Annotated in this window: 20 protein-coding genes; 16 read left to right on the top strand and 4 right to left on the bottom strand. The window is 50.7% G+C overall.

Features of this window, described 5'->3' with window-relative positions:
* Positions 1 to 44: 44 nt before the first annotated feature.
* The 6 genes from KHQ09_RS15610 to KHQ09_RS15585 all read left to right on the top strand — a co-directional run bounded on the left by KHQ09_RS15610 (position 45) and on the right by KHQ09_RS15585 (position 6,050).
* Positions 45 to 434, top strand: coding sequence for an AGROH133_08824 family phage infection protein (locus KHQ09_RS15610; protein WP_022709892.1), 390 nt, complete (start codon positions 45 to 47; stop codon positions 432 to 434).
* A 530-nt stretch (positions 435 to 964) separates the two neighbouring features.
* Positions 965 to 1,525: a F0F1 ATP synthase subunit delta gene (locus KHQ09_RS15605; protein WP_022709893.1), complete on the top strand. Its 561-nt coding sequence runs from the start codon at positions 965 to 967 to the stop codon at positions 1,523 to 1,525.
* Positions 1,525 to 3,054: a F0F1 ATP synthase subunit alpha gene (atpA, locus tag KHQ09_RS15600; protein WP_022709894.1), complete on the top strand. Its 1,530-nt coding sequence runs from the start codon at positions 1,525 to 1,527 to the stop codon at positions 3,052 to 3,054. The genes KHQ09_RS15605 and atpA overlap by 1 nt, the downstream gene beginning before the upstream one ends.
* Before the next feature lie 22 nt (positions 3,055 to 3,076).
* Positions 3,077 to 3,967 (top strand): F0F1 ATP synthase subunit gamma, encoded by an 891-nt coding sequence (locus tag KHQ09_RS15595; RefSeq protein WP_022709895.1) that lies wholly within the window; start codon positions 3,077 to 3,079, stop codon positions 3,965 to 3,967.
* A gap of 17 nt (positions 3,968 to 3,984) precedes the next feature.
* Positions 3,985 to 5,466: a F0F1 ATP synthase subunit beta gene (atpD, locus tag KHQ09_RS15590; protein WP_213599175.1), complete on the top strand. Its 1,482-nt coding sequence runs from the start codon at positions 3,985 to 3,987 to the stop codon at positions 5,464 to 5,466.
* Positions 5,467 to 5,642: 176 nt separating this feature from the next.
* A complete protein-coding gene (locus tag KHQ09_RS15585; RefSeq protein ID WP_022709897.1) occupies positions 5,643 to 6,050 on the top strand; it encodes a F0F1 ATP synthase subunit epsilon in 408 nt (135 codons plus the stop codon).
* Positions 6,051 to 6,134: 84 nt separating this feature from the next.
* Here KHQ09_RS15585 and KHQ09_RS15580 read toward each other — a convergent pair whose 3' ends face one another.
* The 4 genes from KHQ09_RS15580 to KHQ09_RS15565 form a co-directional block, all read right to left on the bottom strand.
* The gene (locus KHQ09_RS15580; protein WP_170265303.1) at positions 6,135 to 6,281 is read right to left on the bottom strand and encodes a hypothetical protein; all 147 of its coding nucleotides are present in this window, start codon (positions 6,279 to 6,281) and stop codon (positions 6,135 to 6,137) included.
* Between the two features lie 77 nt (positions 6,282 to 6,358).
* A complete protein-coding gene (locus tag KHQ09_RS15575; protein WP_022709899.1) occupies positions 6,359 to 6,658 on the bottom strand; it encodes an ElaB/YgaM/YqjD family protein in 300 nt (99 codons plus the stop codon).
* A gap of 141 nt (positions 6,659 to 6,799) precedes the next feature.
* On the bottom strand, positions 6,800 to 7,174 hold the full coding sequence (locus KHQ09_RS15570) for a hypothetical protein (RefSeq protein ID WP_213599173.1): 375 nt from the start codon (positions 7,172 to 7,174) through the stop codon (positions 6,800 to 6,802).
* A gap of 82 nt (positions 7,175 to 7,256) precedes the next feature.
* Complete coding sequence (locus KHQ09_RS15565) at positions 7,257 to 7,919, bottom strand: GntR family transcriptional regulator (protein WP_213599171.1); 663 nt, start codon at positions 7,917 to 7,919, stop codon at positions 7,257 to 7,259.
* A gap of 294 nt (positions 7,920 to 8,213) precedes the next feature.
* Here KHQ09_RS15565 and KHQ09_RS15560 point away from each other — a divergent pair, with 294 nt between their 5' ends.
* From KHQ09_RS15560 to KHQ09_RS15515, 10 genes are all read left to right on the top strand, one after another.
* Positions 8,214 to 9,107: a dihydrodipicolinate synthase family protein gene (locus tag KHQ09_RS15560; protein WP_213599169.1), complete on the top strand. Its 894-nt coding sequence runs from the start codon at positions 8,214 to 8,216 to the stop codon at positions 9,105 to 9,107.
* A gap of 118 nt (positions 9,108 to 9,225) precedes the next feature.
* Positions 9,226 to 10,503 carry an NAD(P)/FAD-dependent oxidoreductase gene (locus KHQ09_RS15555; RefSeq protein WP_213599167.1) on the top strand — a complete coding sequence of 426 codons (1,278 nt, stop codon included), beginning with the start codon at positions 9,226 to 9,228 and terminating at the stop codon, positions 10,501 to 10,503.
* A gap of 8 nt (positions 10,504 to 10,511) precedes the next feature.
* A complete protein-coding gene (locus KHQ09_RS15550) occupies positions 10,512 to 11,513 on the top strand; it encodes a 4-hydroxyproline epimerase (RefSeq protein ID WP_075657259.1) in 1,002 nt (333 codons plus the stop codon).
* 422 nt (positions 11,514 to 11,935) lie between these two features.
* On the top strand, positions 11,936 to 12,844 hold the full coding sequence (locus KHQ09_RS15545) for a branched-chain amino acid ABC transporter permease (RefSeq protein ID WP_022709905.1): 909 nt from the start codon (positions 11,936 to 11,938) through the stop codon (positions 12,842 to 12,844).
* Between the two features lies 1 nt (position 12,845).
* The gene (gene livM / locus KHQ09_RS15540) at positions 12,846 to 14,240 is read left to right on the top strand and encodes a high-affinity branched-chain amino acid ABC transporter permease LivM (protein WP_022709906.1); all 1,395 of its coding nucleotides are present in this window, start codon (positions 12,846 to 12,848) and stop codon (positions 14,238 to 14,240) included.
* A 17-nt stretch (positions 14,241 to 14,257) separates the two neighbouring features.
* Complete coding sequence (locus tag KHQ09_RS15535) at positions 14,258 to 15,535, top strand: ATP-binding cassette domain-containing protein (protein WP_213599165.1); 1,278 nt, start codon at positions 14,258 to 14,260, stop codon at positions 15,533 to 15,535.
* A complete protein-coding gene (locus tag KHQ09_RS15530) occupies positions 15,535 to 16,266 on the top strand; it encodes an ABC transporter ATP-binding protein (RefSeq protein ID WP_370637837.1) in 732 nt (243 codons plus the stop codon). The genes KHQ09_RS15535 and KHQ09_RS15530 overlap by 1 nt, the downstream gene beginning before the upstream one ends.
* A gap of 170 nt (positions 16,267 to 16,436) precedes the next feature.
* On the top strand, positions 16,437 to 16,781 hold the full coding sequence (locus KHQ09_RS15525; RefSeq protein WP_022709909.1) for a DUF6867 family protein: 345 nt from the start codon (positions 16,437 to 16,439) through the stop codon (positions 16,779 to 16,781).
* A 296-nt stretch (positions 16,782 to 17,077) separates the two neighbouring features.
* Positions 17,078 to 18,190: a branched-chain amino acid ABC transporter substrate-binding protein gene (locus KHQ09_RS15520; RefSeq protein ID WP_121994222.1), complete on the top strand. Its 1,113-nt coding sequence runs from the start codon at positions 17,078 to 17,080 to the stop codon at positions 18,188 to 18,190.
* A gap of 240 nt (positions 18,191 to 18,430) precedes the next feature.
* A complete protein-coding gene (locus tag KHQ09_RS15515) occupies positions 18,431 to 19,549 on the top strand; it encodes a branched-chain amino acid ABC transporter substrate-binding protein (protein ID WP_028233389.1) in 1,119 nt (372 codons plus the stop codon).
* The last annotated feature ends 82 nt before the right edge of the window (positions 19,550 to 19,631 follow it).

The following is a 19,631-nucleotide window of genomic DNA, read 5'->3' as shown; positions in this document are numbered from 1 at the left end:
ACTTGCTCTGACGAACAAACAACGACGGTTTTAAGAGGTGTAACGTGGCGTTTTATCTACCTTCAAGTCAGGGTGAATGGCTGGCATGGACTGTGGGCGTTATCACGTTGCTCTTTGGTTTGATCCTGATGTTTGCACCGGGAATTTCGCTGAAAATTCTGCGTCTCAACGCGCCTGATCTGCGTGCCAATGCTCTTTCATCGGTACGGGCGACAATTGCAGGGCCTTATATCGGCCTTGGCGTGGCCTGCCTGTTATTCGCGCAACCGTTCTTATGGATGGCGCTGGGTTGCGTCTGGGGCTTTGTGCTTTTCGGCCGTCTGATTTCGATGATGTCGGATAAGGCTAACAGTTTTTATAACTGGATTGCCGTTGTGGTTGAGCTGATGCTGGCCGCAGGTCCGTTGCTCTTTGCTTTCGGCTTTGTTGCCTGACTCTTGAAACAGGCCGCGCTTCAGCAGAATCTGTCAGACAGAGGCTGAAGCGGGAATCAGTTGCGGCTGAATTATGCTCCAAAGAAAAATCGTATGATGTGAGCATAATTTTGCCGGAATTCTGCAAATGGTTAGCGAAATGCCTGTTTGGATAATCCGGCATTTTCTTCGCGGTAAAATCATCCTGCATATTCATTTAAGCTATTGTTATATTTGAATAATTATAAGCGGTGCTGATTTTCGCAGTCTGCAGTGCTTATGAACTTTAGCTCATGAAACTTGTCCGCAGCATCAAAATAGCACTGTAAAGCGCATGAAACGGCGGGATTCGCGTGTTGCGAGTCCTGATTGTCTATGCTAGACGGCTTTCGAATTTCAATGCAGTCAGGCGGGTCGTCCGCAGGGCACAGATGGCGGTGCAAATCGGCACTTCATCGGGGGTATTGAAAAACATCAATAAAATCGCTGTTTTTGTGCATGGATAAACTATGCGTTAAAAGCGGGATTTCAACCAAGAGAGATGGTTATTCGTGACAGGATCGTCTTCGCTCATTTCCGGTGTTGCTCAGCGCTATGCTGGATCCCTGTTTGATCTGGCGCTTGAGTCTAAATCCGTTGCTCAGGTGGAGAAAGATCTTGGCCGCATCGAGGCTATGATCGGTGAAAGCGAAGAACTTCGCCGCCTGATCCACAGCCCGGTCTTCTCTGCTGAAGATCAGCTCCATGCAATCGCCGCAGTTGCAGACAAAGCCGGTATCACCGGTCTGGTCGGCAATTTCCTGCGTGTTGTTGCTGGTAATCGCCGGCTTTTCGTATTGCCGGACATGATCAAAGCTTTTTATCTGATCGCCGCCGAAAGCCGCGGTGAAGTTGCAGCTGATGTGACTTCTGCCCGCGAATTGACGCAGGCGCAGCAAAATGAATTGAAGGCGACGCTGAAGAGTGTGGCCGGCAAGGACGTGACAATCAATGTCACTGTCGATCCGTCGATTCTTGGCGGTCTCATTGTGAAGCTGGGATCGCGTCAGATTGACACTTCCCTTCGCACTAAACTTTCTTCTCTTAAGCTTGCACTGAAAGAGGTCGGCTGATGGACATCCGCGCTGCGGAAATTTCCGCAATTCTGAAAGAGCAAATCAAGAATTTTGGCCAGGAGGCAGAAGTCTCCGAAGTTGGTCAGGTTCTTTCCGTTGGTGACGGTATCGCCCGTGTATACGGTCTGGACAATGTTCAGGCCGGTGAAATGGTCGAATTTCCGGGTGGCATCCGCGGTATGGCGCTCAACCTTGAAAGCGACAACGTTGGTGTTGTTATTTTCGGTTCTGACCGTGACATTAAAGAAGGCGATACCGTTAAACGTACCGGCGCCATCGTTGACGTTCCAGTCGGTCCTGGCCTGCTCGGCCGCGTTGTTGATGCTCTTGGTAACCCGATCGACGGCAAAGGCCCGATCGTTGCAACCGAGCGTCGCCGCGTAGACGTTAAAGCTCCTGGTATCATTCCGCGTAAATCGGTTCACGAACCGATGTCGACCGGTCTGAAAGCCATTGACGCTCTTATCCCTGTTGGTCGTGGTCAGCGCGAGCTGGTTATCGGTGACCGTCAGACCGGTAAGACCGCAATCATTCTCGACACCTTCCTGAATCAGAAGCCGATCCATGATAACGGCCCTGACAAAGACAAGCTGTTCTGCATCTACGTTGCGATCGGCCAGAAGCGTTCGACCGTTGCCCAGTTCGTTAAAGTGCTCGAAGAGCGCGGCGCTCTGGAATATTCGGTTGTTATCGCTGCGACTGCTTCTGATGCTGCGCCTCTGCAGTATCTGGCGCCGTTCACAGGCTGTGCAATCGGTGAATATTTCCGCGATAACAGCCAGCACGCTCTGATCGGTTATGATGACCTTTCCAAGCAGGCTGTTGCTTATCGTCAGATGTCCCTGCTGCTGCGTCGTCCTCCGGGCCGTGAAGCTTACCCAGGTGACGTATTCTATCTTCACTCCCGACTTCTCGAGCGTTCGGCTAAGCTGAATGACGAACTCGGTGCAGGTTCTCTGACCGCTCTGCCGGTTATTGAAACTCAGGGCGGTGACGTTTCCGCGTTTATTCCGACCAACGTGATTTCGATCACAGACGGTCAGATCTTCCTTGAAACCAACCTGTTCCACCAGGGTATCCGCCCTGCTGTTAACGTTGGTCTGTCGGTTTCCCGCGTGGGTTCTGCCGCTCAGATTAAAGCGATGAAACAGGTTGCCGGTTCGATTAAGGGTGAGCTCGCTCAGTATCGTGAAATGGCTGCGTTTGCGCAGTTCGGTTCCGATCTGGATGCTGCAACCCAGCGTCTTCTGAACCGCGGTGCGCGTCTGACTGAACTGCTCAAGCAGCCACAGTTCTCGCCGCTGAAAACCGAAGAACAGGTTGCTGTGATTTTCGCCGGTGTTAACGGCTATCTCGATAAGCTGGCTGTTAATCAGGTTGGCAAATTTGAAGCCGGTCTTCTGGCATCGCTGCGCAACGAGCACAAAGATGTGCTGGATGCGATCCGCGATCAGAAGGCAATCAGCGACGAAATCAAGGGCAAACTCAAGGCAGCTATCGACGCTTTCGCCAAGAACTTTGCTTGATTAACTCTGACGGGATGAACGGATGCCTTCACTAAAGGATCTGAGAAACCGTATCGCCTCGGTTAAGGCGACGCAGAAAATTACCAAGGCGATGCAAATGGTCGCCGCGGCTAAGCTGCGTCGTGCCCAGGAAGCAGCCGAAGCGGCACGGCCGTATTCTCAGCGGATGAGTGCAGTTCTGGCCAATATTGCCCAGAATGTAAGCGGTGATGATGCACCGAAACTGATGGCGGGTACCGGTAAAGACGATGTGCATTTGCTCATCGTCGCTACTGCGGAACGTGGTCTGTGCGGTGGTTTCAACTCGCAGATCGCACGTCTCGCCCGTGAACATGCCCGCCAGTTGCTGGCAAAGGGTAAGACAGTAAAAATCATTACTGTCGGCAAAAAAGGTGCGGACATTCTGCGTCGTGACTTTAGCGGTCAGATCATCGATCACGTTGATCTGCGCGAAGTTAAGCAGCTTGGTTTCGCCAATGCCGACCAGATCGGTCGCAAACTGATCGCGCTTTTCAATAAGGGCGAATTTGATGTTGCGACACTGTTCTACTCGCAGTTCAAGTCGGTGATTAATCAGGTTCCGACTGCTCAGCAACTTATTCCGGCATCTGCCAATGGCGGAGCTGGTGATGCTGGGGAAGCGGTTTCTACTGGTGGTGCGATCTATGAATATGAGCCGGATGCGGCTGCTATTCTTGACGATCTTCTGCCGCGCAACATCTCTGTCCAGATTTTCAGCGCTTTGCTTGAAAATGTGGCCGGTGAAATGGGCGCAAAAATGAGCGCGATGGATAACGCAACGCGTAATGCGGGCGATATGATCAACAAGCTGTCGATCACATATAACCGTCAGCGTCAGGCTCAGATCACCACAGAACTGATTGAAATTATTGCGGGCGCGGAAGCGCTCTAATCGGAAGGTAAGGATCGATGGCTAAAGCAGCGACACCGAAAACTACCAAGACCACGGCAAAGGCTAAGTCCGGCGAGGCTGCATCTGGTGCAGTCGGCCGTATCAAGCAGGTCATCGGCGCTGTCGTCGACGTCCAGTTTGATGATCATCTGCCTCTGATCCTGAACGCGCTGGAAACCGACAATCTCGGTAACCGTCTCGTTCTGGAAGTTGCTCAGCATCTTGGCGAAAATACAGTACGTACCATTGCTATGGACTCGACCGAAGGTCTGGTTCGTGGTCAGATCGTGCGTGATACCGGCGATGCGATCCGCGTTCCGGTAGGGCCTGAAACACTCGGCCGTATCATGAACGTAATCGGTGAACCAGTTGATGAAGCTGGTCCGATCGTGACTGCTGCGACCCGCGGTATTCACCAGCCGGCTCCTGAATATATCGAACAGTCACCTGAATCCGAGATTCTGGTAACCGGTATTAAGGTTGTGGATCTTCTCGCCCCTTACGCTAAAGGTGGTAAGATTGGTCTGTTCGGCGGTGCGGGCGTTGGTAAAACCGTTCTCATCATGGAACTCATCAACAACGTGGCTAAAGCCCACGGTGGTTACTCGGTATTCGCCGGTGTTGGTGAGCGTACCCGTGAAGGTAACGACCTTTATCACGAAATGATCGAATCCGGCGTTAACAAGCTGGGTGGCGGCGAAGGCTCGAAAGCAGCTCTCGTTTACGGTCAGATGAACGAGCCGCCAGGTGCGCGTGCCCGTGTTGCTCTCTCCGGTCTGACTATCGCTGAAAGCTTCCGTGATGACGGTCAGGACGTGTTGTTCTTCGTGGATAACATTTTCCGCTTCACACAGGCTGGTTCGGAAGTGTCTGCGCTTCTCGGCCGTATTCCTTCCGCTGTGGGCTATCAGCCTACACTGGCAACGGATATGGGCGCGATGCAGGAACGCATCACCACCACAACCAAAGGCTCGATCACTTCGGTGCAGGCAATTTACGTTCCTGCCGATGACTTGACTGACCCTGCGCCTGCGACTTCCTTTGCGCACTTGGATGCGACTACGGTTCTTAACCGTTCGATCGCTGAAAAGGGTATTTATCCTGCGGTTGATCCGCTTGACTCAACATCCCGTATGCTTGACCCGATGATCGTTGGTGAAGAGCATTACGAGACTGCCCGTCAGGTTCAGTCAATTCTGCAGCGCTACAAGTCGCTTCAGGACATCATCGCCATCCTTGGTATGGACGAATTGTCTGAAGAAGATAAGCTGACAGTGACCCGTGCCCGTAAGATCGAGCGCTTCTTGTCCCAGCCGTTCTTCGTGGCTGAAATCTTCACCGGTTCGCCAGGTAAGCTGGTTGATCTTCAGGATACAATCAAAGGCTTTAAAGGCCTTTGCGCAGGCGATTACGATCACCTGCCTGAAGCAGCTTTCTACATGGTCGGTTCGATTGAAGAAGCGATTGAAAAAGCACAGAAGCTGGCACAGGCCGCTTAATGTGATTGGTCAGGCAGGCTTTGGTCTGCCTGACCGTTCTTACAACAGGTGTGTCTCTTGAGACCCTCTTGTAAAACAGTTAAAACTGACAGCGTTGTTTCGATACGCTGACCTATAGAATTCAACGCCGGAACACTGTTTCAGAGCAGCTTGTTCAGGAAATTTGAGTGAGAATCATGGCTGGAACCTTCAAATTCGAACTGGTATCACCGGAACGCCTGTTGCTCTCTGCAGAAGTGAGCGAAGTGGTCATTCCCGGTAGCGAAGGCTATCTGACAGTTCTGGCCGGTCATGCTCCTTTGATGACCACCATTATTCCCGGTAAAGTAACAGTCAAAACTGCTGACGGTAAGAGCGACGCTTATATCGTTTTCGGCGGCTTCACTGACATTACTCCGGAAGGCTGCTCATTGCTGGCAGAATCCGCACTTCATATTGATGAAGTTAAGCGTGAAGATATTGCTGCCCGCATCGAGCATGCACGTCAACTGATTGATGATGCTGCTTCACCGGAGCATCGTACTGCTGCAGAATTGTTCCTGCATCAACTGACAACTCTTGAAGGCGCTATTCTGCCTGCATAATGCAGGGCGTTTGCAGCCTTTTGATCATAAAAAAACCGCGATAAATTTATCGCGGTTTTTTTGTATCTAAATAGATTTACAAAATCAGTTCTGTTCAATCGATACGCCTTGCTCACCGATTTTCAATTCGACACCTTTGGGTTTGGATTCCTGCTGATAGGTGTAAATCGAAAAGCCGATAATAATTACAATGAGCGCACCGAGCAGAATATATAATCCGTTTTTATTCATACGACCTCAGATATGCAGTTTTGTTCGGTGATCCCCGTATTACAGGGATCACTCCTGTCTTGCTGAAAATTATTCTCTTAACGGCGGGCTAACAGAGCCAGCACCAGACCGATACCGGCGACAAGCGCTGCGGTTGCCAAAGGATTTTCTTTGGCTGTTTCGGTCACGACCTGTGCCTGATGTCTGACTTCTCTTGCTGCAACGCGACCGCGTTTACGGAGATTTTCATAGGTTTCGGATGCATTTTCGCGGGCATCATCGTAAAATGCAGAACCTTGCTCGGAGAGTTTCTTGGTAACCGAAGCCAGTTCGCTTTTCAGTTCCGCAATCTGGTCTTCAAATGTCTTTTCTGCATCATTACGCAATTTGGAAGCCATAGTGATCTCCTTGTGTGATGGCCATAAACCGGAGACGGGTATCTTCCGGTTCAGAAAACTATTCAAAGAGATAACGATGCAGCGCGAAATAAGTTCCTGTATTTAATAAATTACCTGTTTGAATGGCCGAATAGGAGGAACTTAGTCCTGCTGCAAGCGGGTGGAGCAGGGGTCAATCACCACTCCACCCTTAAAGCTGTTGGTTAGCATCCCGCTGACTTCCACATGATCTCCGGCTTTCAATGCACTATTGTCATAGTCAAGACAGATGACTTGCAGTCTCTGGTTCGGGCAAAGCTCTGTTACGGCAATCGGATTGGCCTCATGTACAGCTTTGACTTTTGCCTGCAGAGTAATTTCCGGCCATTGTTCGGATGTTTTGTCCCATTTAGCTGCAAGAGTGCCAATGGTCTTGCAGCTGGTTACAACCGGCCCCTGATAATCACTCTCAGCAGTTTGCGTAAAACCGGTACTGCTGAACAGGAAGAGCAGGCAAGGTGCTGCTAATAATTTCAATGAAAAATGCGAATTAAAAACAAACATATAGCCGATAAGCCTTTCGGAGATGAAACAGGCTTATCGGCAGCAATTACGGCCCTTATGGGGTGAGTGTACGCAGATAGGCGATGAGCTGTTTTGCGCTTTCAATGGCGGCTGCTTCATCACGGGAGACAATTGCGTCAATCATCTGCGTATGGGCAGTTGAAGAATCCTGCAGGCTGTTGTCTCGGCGCAGGCGGAACCAGAAGCGGCGGCTGTGGCTTTGCAGAGGCGCGGCCAGACGTGTGGCGTAGCTGTTGAGTGAGGCGCTGCCAAGAACTTCATCAAACGCTTTATCGGCGTCCAGAAACAGTGGGATATCCTGCGTTGTGGCGGCTTGCTTCATCATGACCGCAGCTTCGCGCAGTTTCTCATGCTCATAAGCACCGGAATAACGCGCTGCATCGCGGCAAAGAATTTGCTCGACACCTTCGCGGGCATCCAGAACCTTGGTGAAATCCTTAGGGTCAAGGGCCGTAATCGCAATACCCGAGCGCGGCCGCACTTCCATCAGGCCTTCCCATGCCAGTCGCTGGATAGCTTCGCGCACCGGTGTTCTGCCCATACCAGTGAGCTCGATCAGGACACGTTCATTGGTGACACTTCCCGGTTGCAGCTGCAGTGTAACAATATGGCGTTCGAGCAGCCGGTAAGCCTGATCCGAGAGGCTGAGTGCGGTTACTGTCTGCTGGTCGTCGGAATAGTCTGACTGCCCTGACATAAAGGCTTTATCCTTGTTATTGATAAGCAGTTTTGCTGCCGGCAGAATTTGCGGCAAGCTGTGCTCTGCTTTTAGTTTTTGCGAAGCCGATATCGCTAAAGCGCAATATGCAGAATGTATAAATTTCAATGATATTTTTCTGAGAGATACTACAAGAAGCCGGTTTTCTCAATATGAGTGCCGGTCGTCCTGACTGGGCGATTGTTTATAAGTCTGCATTATCCCGTGCAGAATTTAATTGACGCGCATTTTGAATTTAGATATATCAGAAATATATCAATTGGGAGAGTGGTTATGTGGTCAGGTATTTTTCCGGCAGTCACAACAAAATTTACCGAAAATGATGCTCTGGATCATAAAGAGATGGAGCGTTGCTTCGGTCTGCAGATTGATGCGGGCGTTGACGGTTTTGTTGTCGGCGGCTCTCTGGGTGAAGGCCCGATGCTGTCGGGAGAGGAAAAGCTGGAAGTTTTCAAAACCGCCCGTGCGGTTGCCGGAAAACGTCCGGTGCTGATGACCGTTTTCGAGGCCGGTACACGTGAAGGTGCTGCTGCTGCCAAAGCTGCTGCGAAAGCCGGTGCAGACGGACTGATGGTTGTGCCAAGTCCGATCTATTTCACCAATCCTCAGGAAACTGTCACCACGCTGAAAGCCATGGCTGCTGCCGGTGGTCTGCCAGTGATGATCTATTCCAACCGCATGGCCTATCGTGTGGATGTGACCGGTGAATGCCTTGAAGAACTGGCAAAGGACGATCTGTTTGTTGCGATCAAGGAATCTTCAGATGATATCCGTCGCACAATCGATATCGTCAATCAGTTCGGCGATCGTTTTGATCTTTTCACCGGCGTAGACAATCTGGCTTTTGAAGCGCTGACAACCGGTGCAATCGGCTGGGTTGCCGGTGTTGTGACCTCGCTGCCGCGTGAAACTGTGGTTCTGTATCAGCTCATCAAGCAGAAGCGTTATGATGAAGCGCTGCCGCTATATCGCTGGATGCGTCCGCTGCTTGATCTCGATGTTTCAACCTATCTGGTGCAGAACCTCAAGCTGATTGAAGCTCATGCGATTCAGTCGAATGATCGTGTTCGTCTGCCGCGCCAGCCGCTGAGCGGAGAGCGCCGCGCACAGGTCGAAAAGATTGTAAAACAGGCTCTGGCGACACGGCCTGAACTGCCAAAAATCTGACAATCTGAACCCCGGTTAATTCAAAAATAATCGGGGTTTTTTCATAGCAAGAATGTATTTTACGGCGTAAGGTCTGCACCAGCTGAAATAACAATAAGTGTAGCAGGCAGGAGGGCACATGGCGTCGGTCAATAGCGTCAATGTGGATGGGAAGCAGAATAATTCTGAAATTATTATAATCGGGGCAGGTATTGTCGGTATCGCTGCAGCAGCTGTGCTGAGCGAGGCGGGGCATTCTGTGCTGGTTGTGGATCGCACCGGTATTTGTGAGGAGACAAGTTCCGGTAATGCGGCGGCACTGGCATTTTCTGAAGTCTTGCCGCTCGCTTCCAAAGGTGTGATGAAAAAAGTGCCGGGCTGGCTGATGGATCCGCTGGGGCCCTTCGCTATCCGTCCGTCTTACTTGTTGAAATTGCTGCCATGGCTTTATCGCTTCTGGCGTGCGAGCAGTCCTTCGGCTTTGCGCAACAGTACTGTCGTGCAAGGGCAGATGATGCAACTTGCCGAACGCGAAATGCTGGCATTGGCGGAACGTGCCGGTGTGACGGACATGATCCATCATGAAGGCAATCTTGAGCTTTATGAAAGTGAAGCTGAACTGCAGGCGGCTATGCCCGGCTGGGAAGCCAAAAAACAGGCAGGCATTGATTATAGTGTGGTGCGCGGCGCTGAACTGGCAGCCTTGCAGCCGGGATTATCACCGCGTTTTGTGGTTGGCTGTTTTGTTCCGAAATGGAAGAATGTCTCCGATCCGAAACTTTATGGTAAAGCTCTGTGGGCTTATGCAGAGAAACTCGGCAGCCGCTACCGGCAGGGCGTGGTTACTAAAATCGCGCATATGCAGGGCGGTGCTGAAGTCACACTGGCTGACGGCAGTAAGCTGCAGTGCAAAAAACTCATTGTTGCCGCAGGGGCATGGTCACATCATCTGAGTGCTCAGCTGGGCGATGCGGTACCGCTGGAGACAGAACGCGGATATAATACGACACTGCCGGTCGGGGCTTATGACATCCGCCGTCAGCTGACATTCCCCGGACATGCTTTTGTGATTACGCCGCTGACGACCGGCGTGCGTGTGGGCGGTGCGGTCGAGCTCGGCGGGCTGACGTTACCTCCGAATTATGCGCGTTCAGAAGCTATGCTGAAAAAAGCAAAACAGTTCCTGCCGCAGATGAATATTGAGGGCGGACGGCAATGGATGGGCTATCGTCCTTCAACGCCGGATACGCTGCCGGTCATCGGTTATTCATCGGCTTCCAAAGATATTGTCTATGCTTTTGGTCATGGACATCTGGGGCTGACACAATCGGCGGCAACAGCACGGCTGGTAACGCAGCTGCTTAATCACGAAACAACCGCACTGCCTGTCAGTGCTTTCAGTCCGAAACGTTTTTGAGAAACATCATGGCAAAACATTCCTTCTTCTGTGTTGATGGTCATACCTGCGGGAATCCCGTCCGGCTTGTTGCCGGCGGGGGACCGAACCTGCATGGCTCAACCATGATGGAAAAGCGGGCGCATTTTCTGGCGGAATATGACTGGATCCGCACAGGGCTGATGTTTGAGCCGCGCGGTCATGACATGATGTCCGGCTCCATCCTGTATCCGCCGACACGCGAAGATTGCGATGTGGCCGTGCTGTTTATTGAAACATCGGGCTGCCTGCCGATGTGCGGACATGGCACGATCGGTACTGTAACCATGGCGATTGAGCAGGGACTGATCACGCCGAAAGTACCGGGCAAGATCAATCTGGATACACCGGCCGGTAAAGTCGCGATCGAATATGAGCAGAACGGCCAATATGTGGAGAGTGTGCGGCTCACCAATGTTCCGGCATTCCTCTATGCGGAAGGTCTGGAAGTGGAATGTCCTGATCTCGGCATGCTGAAAGTTGATGTCAGCTATGGCGGAAATTTCTATGCAATTGTTGAGGCGCAACAAAATTACACGGATCTTGCCGATTATTCGGTACTGGATCTGATCGGCTGGAGCCCTGTTTTACGTCAGCGACTCAATGAGTTGTATAAATTTCAGCATCCGGAACTGGCTGATATCAACCGCCTCAGCCATATTTTGTGGACAGGAAAACCGACGAAACCGGAAGCTCATGCACGAAATGCCGTTTTTTACGGGGAAAAAGCGATTGATCGTTCACCATGTGGCACCGGTACCTCGGCGCGTATGGCGCAGCTGGCGGCACGCGGAGAGCTGAAGGCAGGTGACGATTTTGTTCACGAATCTGTGATCGGGTCACTGTTCCACGGACGTGTGGAGGCAGAGGTACAAGTTGCTGATAAGAAAGCGATAATTCCGTCAGTTGCCGGCTGGGCGCGCATGACCGGATATAATACGATTTTTATTGATGACCGTGACCCGTTCGCGCACGGATTTGTAGTTCGTTAAAGACGTCGCAAACGGAACATTGTTCAATCTTTGAAACAATGCAGAAGGGCGATTGACCGGCATTAAATTATGAGTAATCTTAAATTTCAGGAGCAGAGCAGGGGGAATATAATACTATATTACTAGTCGTTATTTCTATAGTTTCTGTGTATGCGAGCTATCCGGTTTGGCGCATGTTCAGCCAAAGACAGAGGGAAGCTTGTCTGACTACGCAGAAACTATCGGGGGAGAATTTTGCCTGAAATGCTAAAATGAATAATGCCGGTCTGTCCTTAGGGACATGCGGCGGATCTATAAATGCTGGGCGGTACCAAGGCGGATTTTGCCTGCCGGATTGTGCAGTAGGAGTAAACGATCTGAAATATAAGGGAAGAGCCTGTTAAAGGTGACAATAATTCAGATCATAAAAGGGTGACTTTGCAATGGAATATTTTATCCAGCAAGTGATCAACGGGCTCACGCTCGGATCGATCTATGGATTGATCGCCATCGGCTATACCATGGTTTATGGTATTATCGGCATGATCAATTTTTCTCACGGTGATGTTTTTATGCTCGGCGCCTTTATGGCGCTTATTGTTTTTTTATTGCTGACAACATTTGTTGGTGCAGTACCTGTCGTACTTGCAATCCTGCTGATGATGATTGTCGCTATGATCCTGACCAGTATGTGGAGCTGGACCATTGAGCGGGTCGCCTACCGGCCATTGCGCGGGTCTTTCCGGCTTGCACCGCTGATTACAGCAATTGGTATGTCCATTGCGCTGTCCAACTTCGTGCAGGTAACACAGGGTCCGCGTAACAAGCCGATCCCTTCGCTGATTAATGACTCTTATTCATTATTCGGTACCAGTGTTATCATCTCGCTGAAACAGATCGTTATCATTGCAGTTACCATCGTTTTGCTCACAATCTTCTGGTATATTGTTAACCGTACATCCTTGGGGCGCGCCCAGCGTGCCTGCGAACAGGATCGTAAAATGGCATCACTGCTCGGTATCAATGTTGACCGCACGATTTCTCTGACCTTCGTTATGGGCGCCGCACTGGCAGCCGTGGCCGGTACGCTTTATCTCACATTCTACGGGGTTATCTCGTTTACAGACGGCTTTATTCCGGGTGTGAAAGCGTTCACCGCAGCGGTTCTCGGCGGCATCGGCTCGCTTCCGGGCGCTGTGATCGGTGGCTTGCTGATCGGTCTGATCGAGGCGCTCTGGTCTGCCTATTTCTCGATTGATTATAAAGATGTTGCTGCGTTCTCGATCCTTGCGATAGTGCTGATCTTTATGCCTTCCGGCATTCTCGGCCGTCCAGAAGTTGAAAAGGTGTAACATGACCAATGCTTTTCAAACTTCTCCGGCGGGTGCACCGAAGGCTGAACCGTCAGATTTTGCAGCCGGTATCCGCGAAGGTATCATTGCAGCTATTCTGGCATTCGGCCTGTTCGTACTGATCGTCGGTTTCAAAACCGAACAGAATATCAATAATGAGCTGGTGCTGGTTCAGCGCTGGGGTCTGTTGTTTACCCTTGTTGCTCTGGCAGGTATCGGCCGTTTTCTGCACCGCGCTTTTCTTGTGCCATATATGGCAAAGCGCGGGAAATCCGAAAAACAGGTTGTTGCCAGCGGTGATGTTTCGTTCTTCCGTAAGAACTTTTCGAAACTGGCAATTCTGTTCCTGTTTATCTATCCGGTGCTGATTGTTCTGACACTCGGTTTTCAGGGTTCCCTGAAATGGGTGGATAATTTCGGTGTGCAGATCCTCATCTATATCATGCTGGCATGGGGTCTGAATATCGTTGTCGGTCTCGCCGGTCTGCTGGATTTGGGTTATGTGGCTTTCTATGCGGTCGGTGCTTATTCCTACGCATTGCTGTCTTCCTATTTCGGTCTGTCTTTCTGGACGCTGTTGCCGGTTGCCGGTATTCTCGCAGCTTTCTGGGGCATTATTCTCGGCTTCCCTGTGCTTCGTCTGCGAGGCGATTATCTTGCGATCGTGACACTGGCTTTCGGTGAAATCATCAGACTTGTGCTGATAAACTGGACGGCGGTCACCAAAGGCACCTATGGTGTGTCGGGTATTGCCAAGGCCACTTTCTTCGGCATTCCGTTTAAAGCGGGTCCTGATGGTTTTGCTGCCACGTTCGGTCTGCAATTTTCCGCAGCCCATTATAAAATCTTCCTCTATTACGTCATTCTGCTGCTGGCGCTTTTGACCGCATGGGTCACAATCCGCCTGCGCCGTATGCCGATCGGCCGTGCATGGGAAGCACTGCGTGAGGACGAAATTGCCTGCCGTGCGCTGGGTATCAATACGACAACAACCAAGCTGACCGCCTTTGCAACCGGCGCGATGTTTGGCGGCTTTGCCGGTGCCTTCTTCGGCGCGCGTCAAGGCTTTGTCAGCCCGGAATCCTTCATCTTCCTCGAATCCGCGGTTATTCTTGCCATTGTGGTTCTTGGCGGTATGGGATCGCTGATCGGTATTGCGATTGCTGCAATCGTGATGATCGGCGGTACAGAAATCCTGCGCGAACTTTCATTCCTGAAAGCCGTGTTCGGCCAAAGCTTTACGCCGGAACTCTATCGTATGCTGATTTTCGGTCTGGCTATGGTTGTGGTGATGGTCTGGAAACCGCGTGGTTTTGTCGGTCATCGTGAACCAAGCGCCTTCCTGAATGAGCGTAAGCTGGTGTCCGGTTCCTTTACCAAGGAAGGTCACGGTTGATGGCGGGGATAAATACTATGGCAAATTCTGAACTTGCTGAAAAAAGACAAAACGCCGATACCATTCTGAAAGTCGAGCATCTTTCCATGCGTTTCGGCGGTCTGGTGGCAATTAATGATCTGAGCTTTGAAGCCAAGCGCGGCGAGATCACTGCGGTGATCGGGCCGAACGGTGCCGGTAAAACCACTGTGTTTAACTGCCTGACCGGTTTCTACAAGCCGACCGGCGGCATGGTGACGATGCAGCATAAAAACGGCGATAAGTTCCTGCTGGAACGGATGCCGGATTTTGTGATTACCAAAAAAGCCAAGGTTGCCCGTACTTTCCAGAATATCCGCCTGTTCACAGGTCTGACGGTTCTGGAAAATCTGCTGGTTGCCCAGCATAATCCGCTGATGGTGTCATCCGGCTTTACTTTTCTGGGGCTGCTCGGATTTCCCGGCTATAAAAAGGCAGCGAAAGACGCGGTCGAAAAAGCCCGTATTTGGCTTGAGAAGATCAATCTGATCCATCGTGCTGATGATCCAGCAGGTGATCTTCCTTATGGCGATCAACGCCGTCTGGAAATTGCCCGTGCTATGTGCACCGATCCGGAAATGCTGTGTCTTGATGAGCCGGCAGCCGGTCTGAACCCGCGTGAATCTGCGGAGCTTAACAAGCTTTTGCTGGATATTCGTGCAGAGACAGGCACGTCCATTCTGCTGATTGAGCATGATATGTCGGTGGTTATGGAAATTTCCGACCATGTGATCGTGCTTGAATACGGCACGAAAATCTCTGACGGCGCTCCGAGCTTTGTGCAGAATGATCCTAAAGTTATCGCCGCCTATCTTGGTGTTGATGATGATGAGGTAACCGATCTGATTGAAGGCTCCGGCGGTGACGTCGGGGAAGTTGATCAGCTGGTCACGCAGCTTGCAGATGTTGATCCTGCGGATGAGGTTGCAGCACCGGAGCATCTTGCCGGTGGTCTGGATGCCCCGCGTGGCGGTATTGCTGATAATCTGACCCTGATTAAAGGGATCGGCAGTGTCAATGAGACCAAGCTCAATGCCCATGGCATCTATCATTTCGATCAGATTGCTGCGTGGACAGAAGCTGATATCAAACAGGCTGAGATGTATCTGAGCTTTGACGGCCGTATTGCCCGTGAAGACTGGGTAGGGCAGGCACGTCAGCTGGCCAGCGGCGGAAAAACGGAATTCTCATCCCGTGTGGAAGCCGGCAAAGTACCGTCCAGCCATGAGACATCCGAAGAGACAGATTCGACGAAGAAAACTGAGGGGGGTAAATGATGCAGGCTCAGAACCCGCTTCTGGTTATCGATAAGGTTGAGACCTATTACGGCAATATCTGCGCGCTGAAAGGTGTTGATGTCACGGTTAAATCCGGTGAAATCGTCACGCTGATCGGTGCAAACGGTGCCGGAAAATCAACTCTGATGATGACGATTTTCGGTACACCGCGTGCCCGCACCGGACGCATTCTTTTTGAGGGCAAAGATATTACCTCTATGCCGCCTCACGAGATTGCAAAACTGCGTATTGCGCAGTCTCCGGAAGGACGCCGTATTTTCCCGCGCATGAGCGTGATGGAAAATCTGCAAATGGGTGCCAGTCTCGATAATCAAAAATACTTTGATGAAGATGTGAAACTGATGTTTGATCTGTTTCCGCGTCTTAAAGAGCGTATCAATCAGCGCGGCGGTACTTTGTCGGGCGGTGAGCAGCAGATGCTGGCGATTGCCCGTGCATTGATGGCGCGGCCAAAATTGCTGATGCTGGATGAGCCGTCACTTGGTCTGGCACCACTGATCGTCAAACAGATTTTTGAGGCGATTAAAGAGCTGAACCGCACTACCGGACTGACTGTGTTTCTGGTGGAGCAGAATGCTTTCGGTGCGCTGAAACTTGCTCATCGCGGTTATGTGATGGTCAATGGTGTGATTACTATGAGCGGCAGCGGGCAGGAGCTTCTGGCAAATCCGGAAGTCCGCGCAGCCTATCTGGAAGGCGGACGTCATTGATGAGAAAGCCGGACAGACAAATTGTCCGGCACTCTTCATAATGTTCAGCTTTAGACGAATTAACGCAGTTTCTGACAAGCCGGGGCGCTAAAAGAAATCAGCCTCACTTCCGGAAATTGCACCAGCCGGAAATTTCATTCAGAAATCCGGTGAATTGGGGAGAATTATTGATGCAAGGCATTCTCTATGAAGAGCCGTCATTCTGGCTGTTTTTGTTGATTACCTGCATTCTCGGCGGCTGGGCCGCATGGATGACAGGGCGGGCCTGCGCACAAACATGGCGCCCATATGCAATGTTTGTGCTCTATCTCCTGCCTTTGACAGCGATGGTTCGTTTTATTCATTTTGCGATGTTTGAAGGGACATTGCTGTCGCTGCATTACTATCTGGTCGATTTTGTTGTGTTGCTGGTGATTGGCACGCTTGGCTATCGTTTCACAAAGGTGAAGCAGATGGTGCGTCAATATAACTGGCTCTATGAACAGACTTCACCATTTTCCTATAAGTCGAAATAACAGGCGATTTAAAGGAACCAAGAAACAACATCCCTGAGTTGATTATTGAATTTGGGGGTGTTTTGAAATTGCAATATTCCGCTTTGCGGGAACGAAGTGAGTATTGTGATACGCCGGTGTAACACGCCGGTATGAACTGCCCGGGAAACCGGTTTCTGCTTAATGATTGTAATAAAAATGACCGGCCGATCATCGGTATTGCACCGCAAAACTTTGATCTCCGTATTTAATAAAACAAGGAAACTGATCTGCGGCAGACGGTTTCCGGCATAATCATTGTAATGGGAGCAGTTAATATGAAAAAATCTTTATTCTACAGCGTAGCAGTGTCGGCTCTCGTGGCTTTCAGTGGCTCGGCTTTTGCGGATGTTCTGGTGGGTATCGGCGCACCGCTGACCGGACCGAACGCGGTTTATGGTCTCCAGATTCAAAAAGGAGCCGAGGCTGCAGCAGAGATCATCAATGCTGAAGGCGGCCTGAACGGAGAGAAAATCGTTTTCACCCTTGGTGATGACGTTTCCGATCCGAAACAGGGCATTTCGGTTGCCAACAAGTTTGCCGCTGACGGTGTTAAATTCGTTATCGGACACTTTAACTCCGGTGTAACAATTCCGGCTTCAGAAGTGTATCAGGAAAACGGCATTCTGGAGATTTCACCAGGTGCGACCAACCCTGTTTATACTGATCGCGGTATGTGGAACACATTCCGTACCTGCGGCCGCGATGACCAGCAGGGTATTGTTGCAGGTCAGTATATTGCTGAAAAGTTCAAAGACGCCAAAGTGGCTGTTGTTCACGACAAGACACCTTACGGACAGGGTCTGGCTGATGAAACCAAGAAAGCACTCAATGCAGCAGGTATGAAAGAAACCCTGTATGAAGGTGTGAATATTGGCGAGAAGGACTTCTCGGCACTGATCGCAAAAATGAAACAGGAAGGCATTACCGTTATTTATTGGGGCGGTATGCACGCGGAAGCCGGTCTGATTATTCGTCAGCTCGGCGATCAGGGTCTGAAAGCGCAGTTCATTTCCGGTGACGGTATCGTCTCCAATGAGCTGGCTTCCATTGCCGGTAATGCGGTTGAAGGAACTCTGAATACTTTCGGTCCTGATCCGCGCAACAATCCGGCCAATGCTGATCTGGTGAAGAAGTTCCGCGATGCCGGTTTCGAACCTGAAGCTTATACACTTTACTCCTATGCCGCGATGCAGTCGCTGGCTGGTGCAGCGAAAGCTGCAGGCAGCAATGATCCGGAAACAGTTGCGAAAGCACTGAAGTCCGGCACATTCAAGACTGTGCTCGGAGATATCTCTTTCGATGAGAAAGGCGATCCGAAGCTGCCGGGCTATGTCATGTATAAGTGGGAAAAAGGCGCTGACGGTAAGTTCACTTACATTCAGCAGTAAACCTGTCTTTGAAAATCAGCGGGGCCGGCTCAGTCCGGCCCCGTTTGATTGAAAGCTGTATTGCAGACAGCGGAGACAGTTTTTGTTTCAGAACAGTTCCGTGTGAAACCGGTTTTCATAGAGGAACTGTCGAAAGAAATTCTGCCGGATGTCTCATTCCGACAGAAAAATGCCGGTGTTCCGGCGACCTCAGAACCTGCTTTTTGTCAGTTTTTGAGCATATTCACGGGAGTAGGAAATATGAAGAAGTCTCTGTTCTGCGGTGTTGCACTGTCTGCAATGCTGGCCTTTAGCGGTTCATCATGGGCCGATATTCTGGTCGGTGTTGGTGCACCTCTGACGGGCGGTGGTGCCGCATATGGCGCACAGATTAAAAACGGTGTGGAAGCAGCTGTTGAAGTTGTGAATGCAGAAGGCGGTCTGAACGGCGAAAAGATCGTTCTTGTTTATGGCGATGATGTTTCTGATCCCAAGCAGGGCATGTCCGTTGCCAATAAATTTGCTGCCGATGGTGTGCAATTTGTCATCGGTCACTTTAATTCGGGTGTAAGCATTCCGGCTTCGGAAGTTTATGCTGAAAACGGTATTCTTGCGATTGCACCGGGCACCACCAATCCGGTTTATACCGATCGTGGTCTCTGGAATACATTCCGGACCTGCCGCCGCGATGACAATCAGGGTATCGCTGCCGCCAAATATATCGTCGATAATTTCAAAGACGGTAAAATCGCAATTGTTCATGACAAAACCCCTTATGGTCAGGGACTTGCAGACGCTACCAAAAATGCGATGAATGAACTGGGTCTGAAAGAGACAGTTTATGAAGGCGTGAATGTCGGTGAAAAAGATTATTCTGCGCTGATCGCCAAGCTGAAGCGTGACGGCGTTACGGTTATTTACTGGGGCGGTCTGCATCCGGAAGCCGGTCTGATTATCCGTCAGATGGGCGATCAGGATTTGAAAGCACAGTTCATTTCCGGGGATGGTATTGTGTCTAACGAACTGGCTTCGATTGCCGGTGATGCGGTTGCCGGTGTGCTGAACACTTTCGGCCCTGATCCGCGTGAAGATCCGGCCAATGCCGAGCTGATTAAAAAATTCCGCGATGCCGGATTTGAGCCGGAAGCTTATACTTTCTATTCCTATGCGGCAGTGCAGTCTCTGGCTGCGGCGGCAAAGGCTGCCGGTACCAATGACCCTATGACTGTTGCGACAGCCATGAAGGAAAAAGGCCCGTTCAAGACAGTTCTCGGCGAGATTTCCTATGATGAAAAAGGCGATCCGAATCTTTCGCCTTATGTCATGTTTGAATGGCGCAAAGGCGACGACGGAAAATATAATTATTTCCAGAAAAAATAATTCTTGAAATCAGGGAATTATTGCAGAATTAGAATAGTATTCTCTTTGTCGAAAAGAGGTCTAATACTTTGGAATAATTGGC

This window comes from Pseudochrobactrum algeriensis, from assembly GCF_018436245.1.
GTDB lineage: Bacteria > Pseudomonadota > Alphaproteobacteria > Rhizobiales > Rhizobiaceae > Pseudochrobactrum > Pseudochrobactrum saccharolyticum.
Note: the sequence above shows the minus strand (reverse complement) of the source record. Positions and strands in the feature narration are given on the sequence as shown.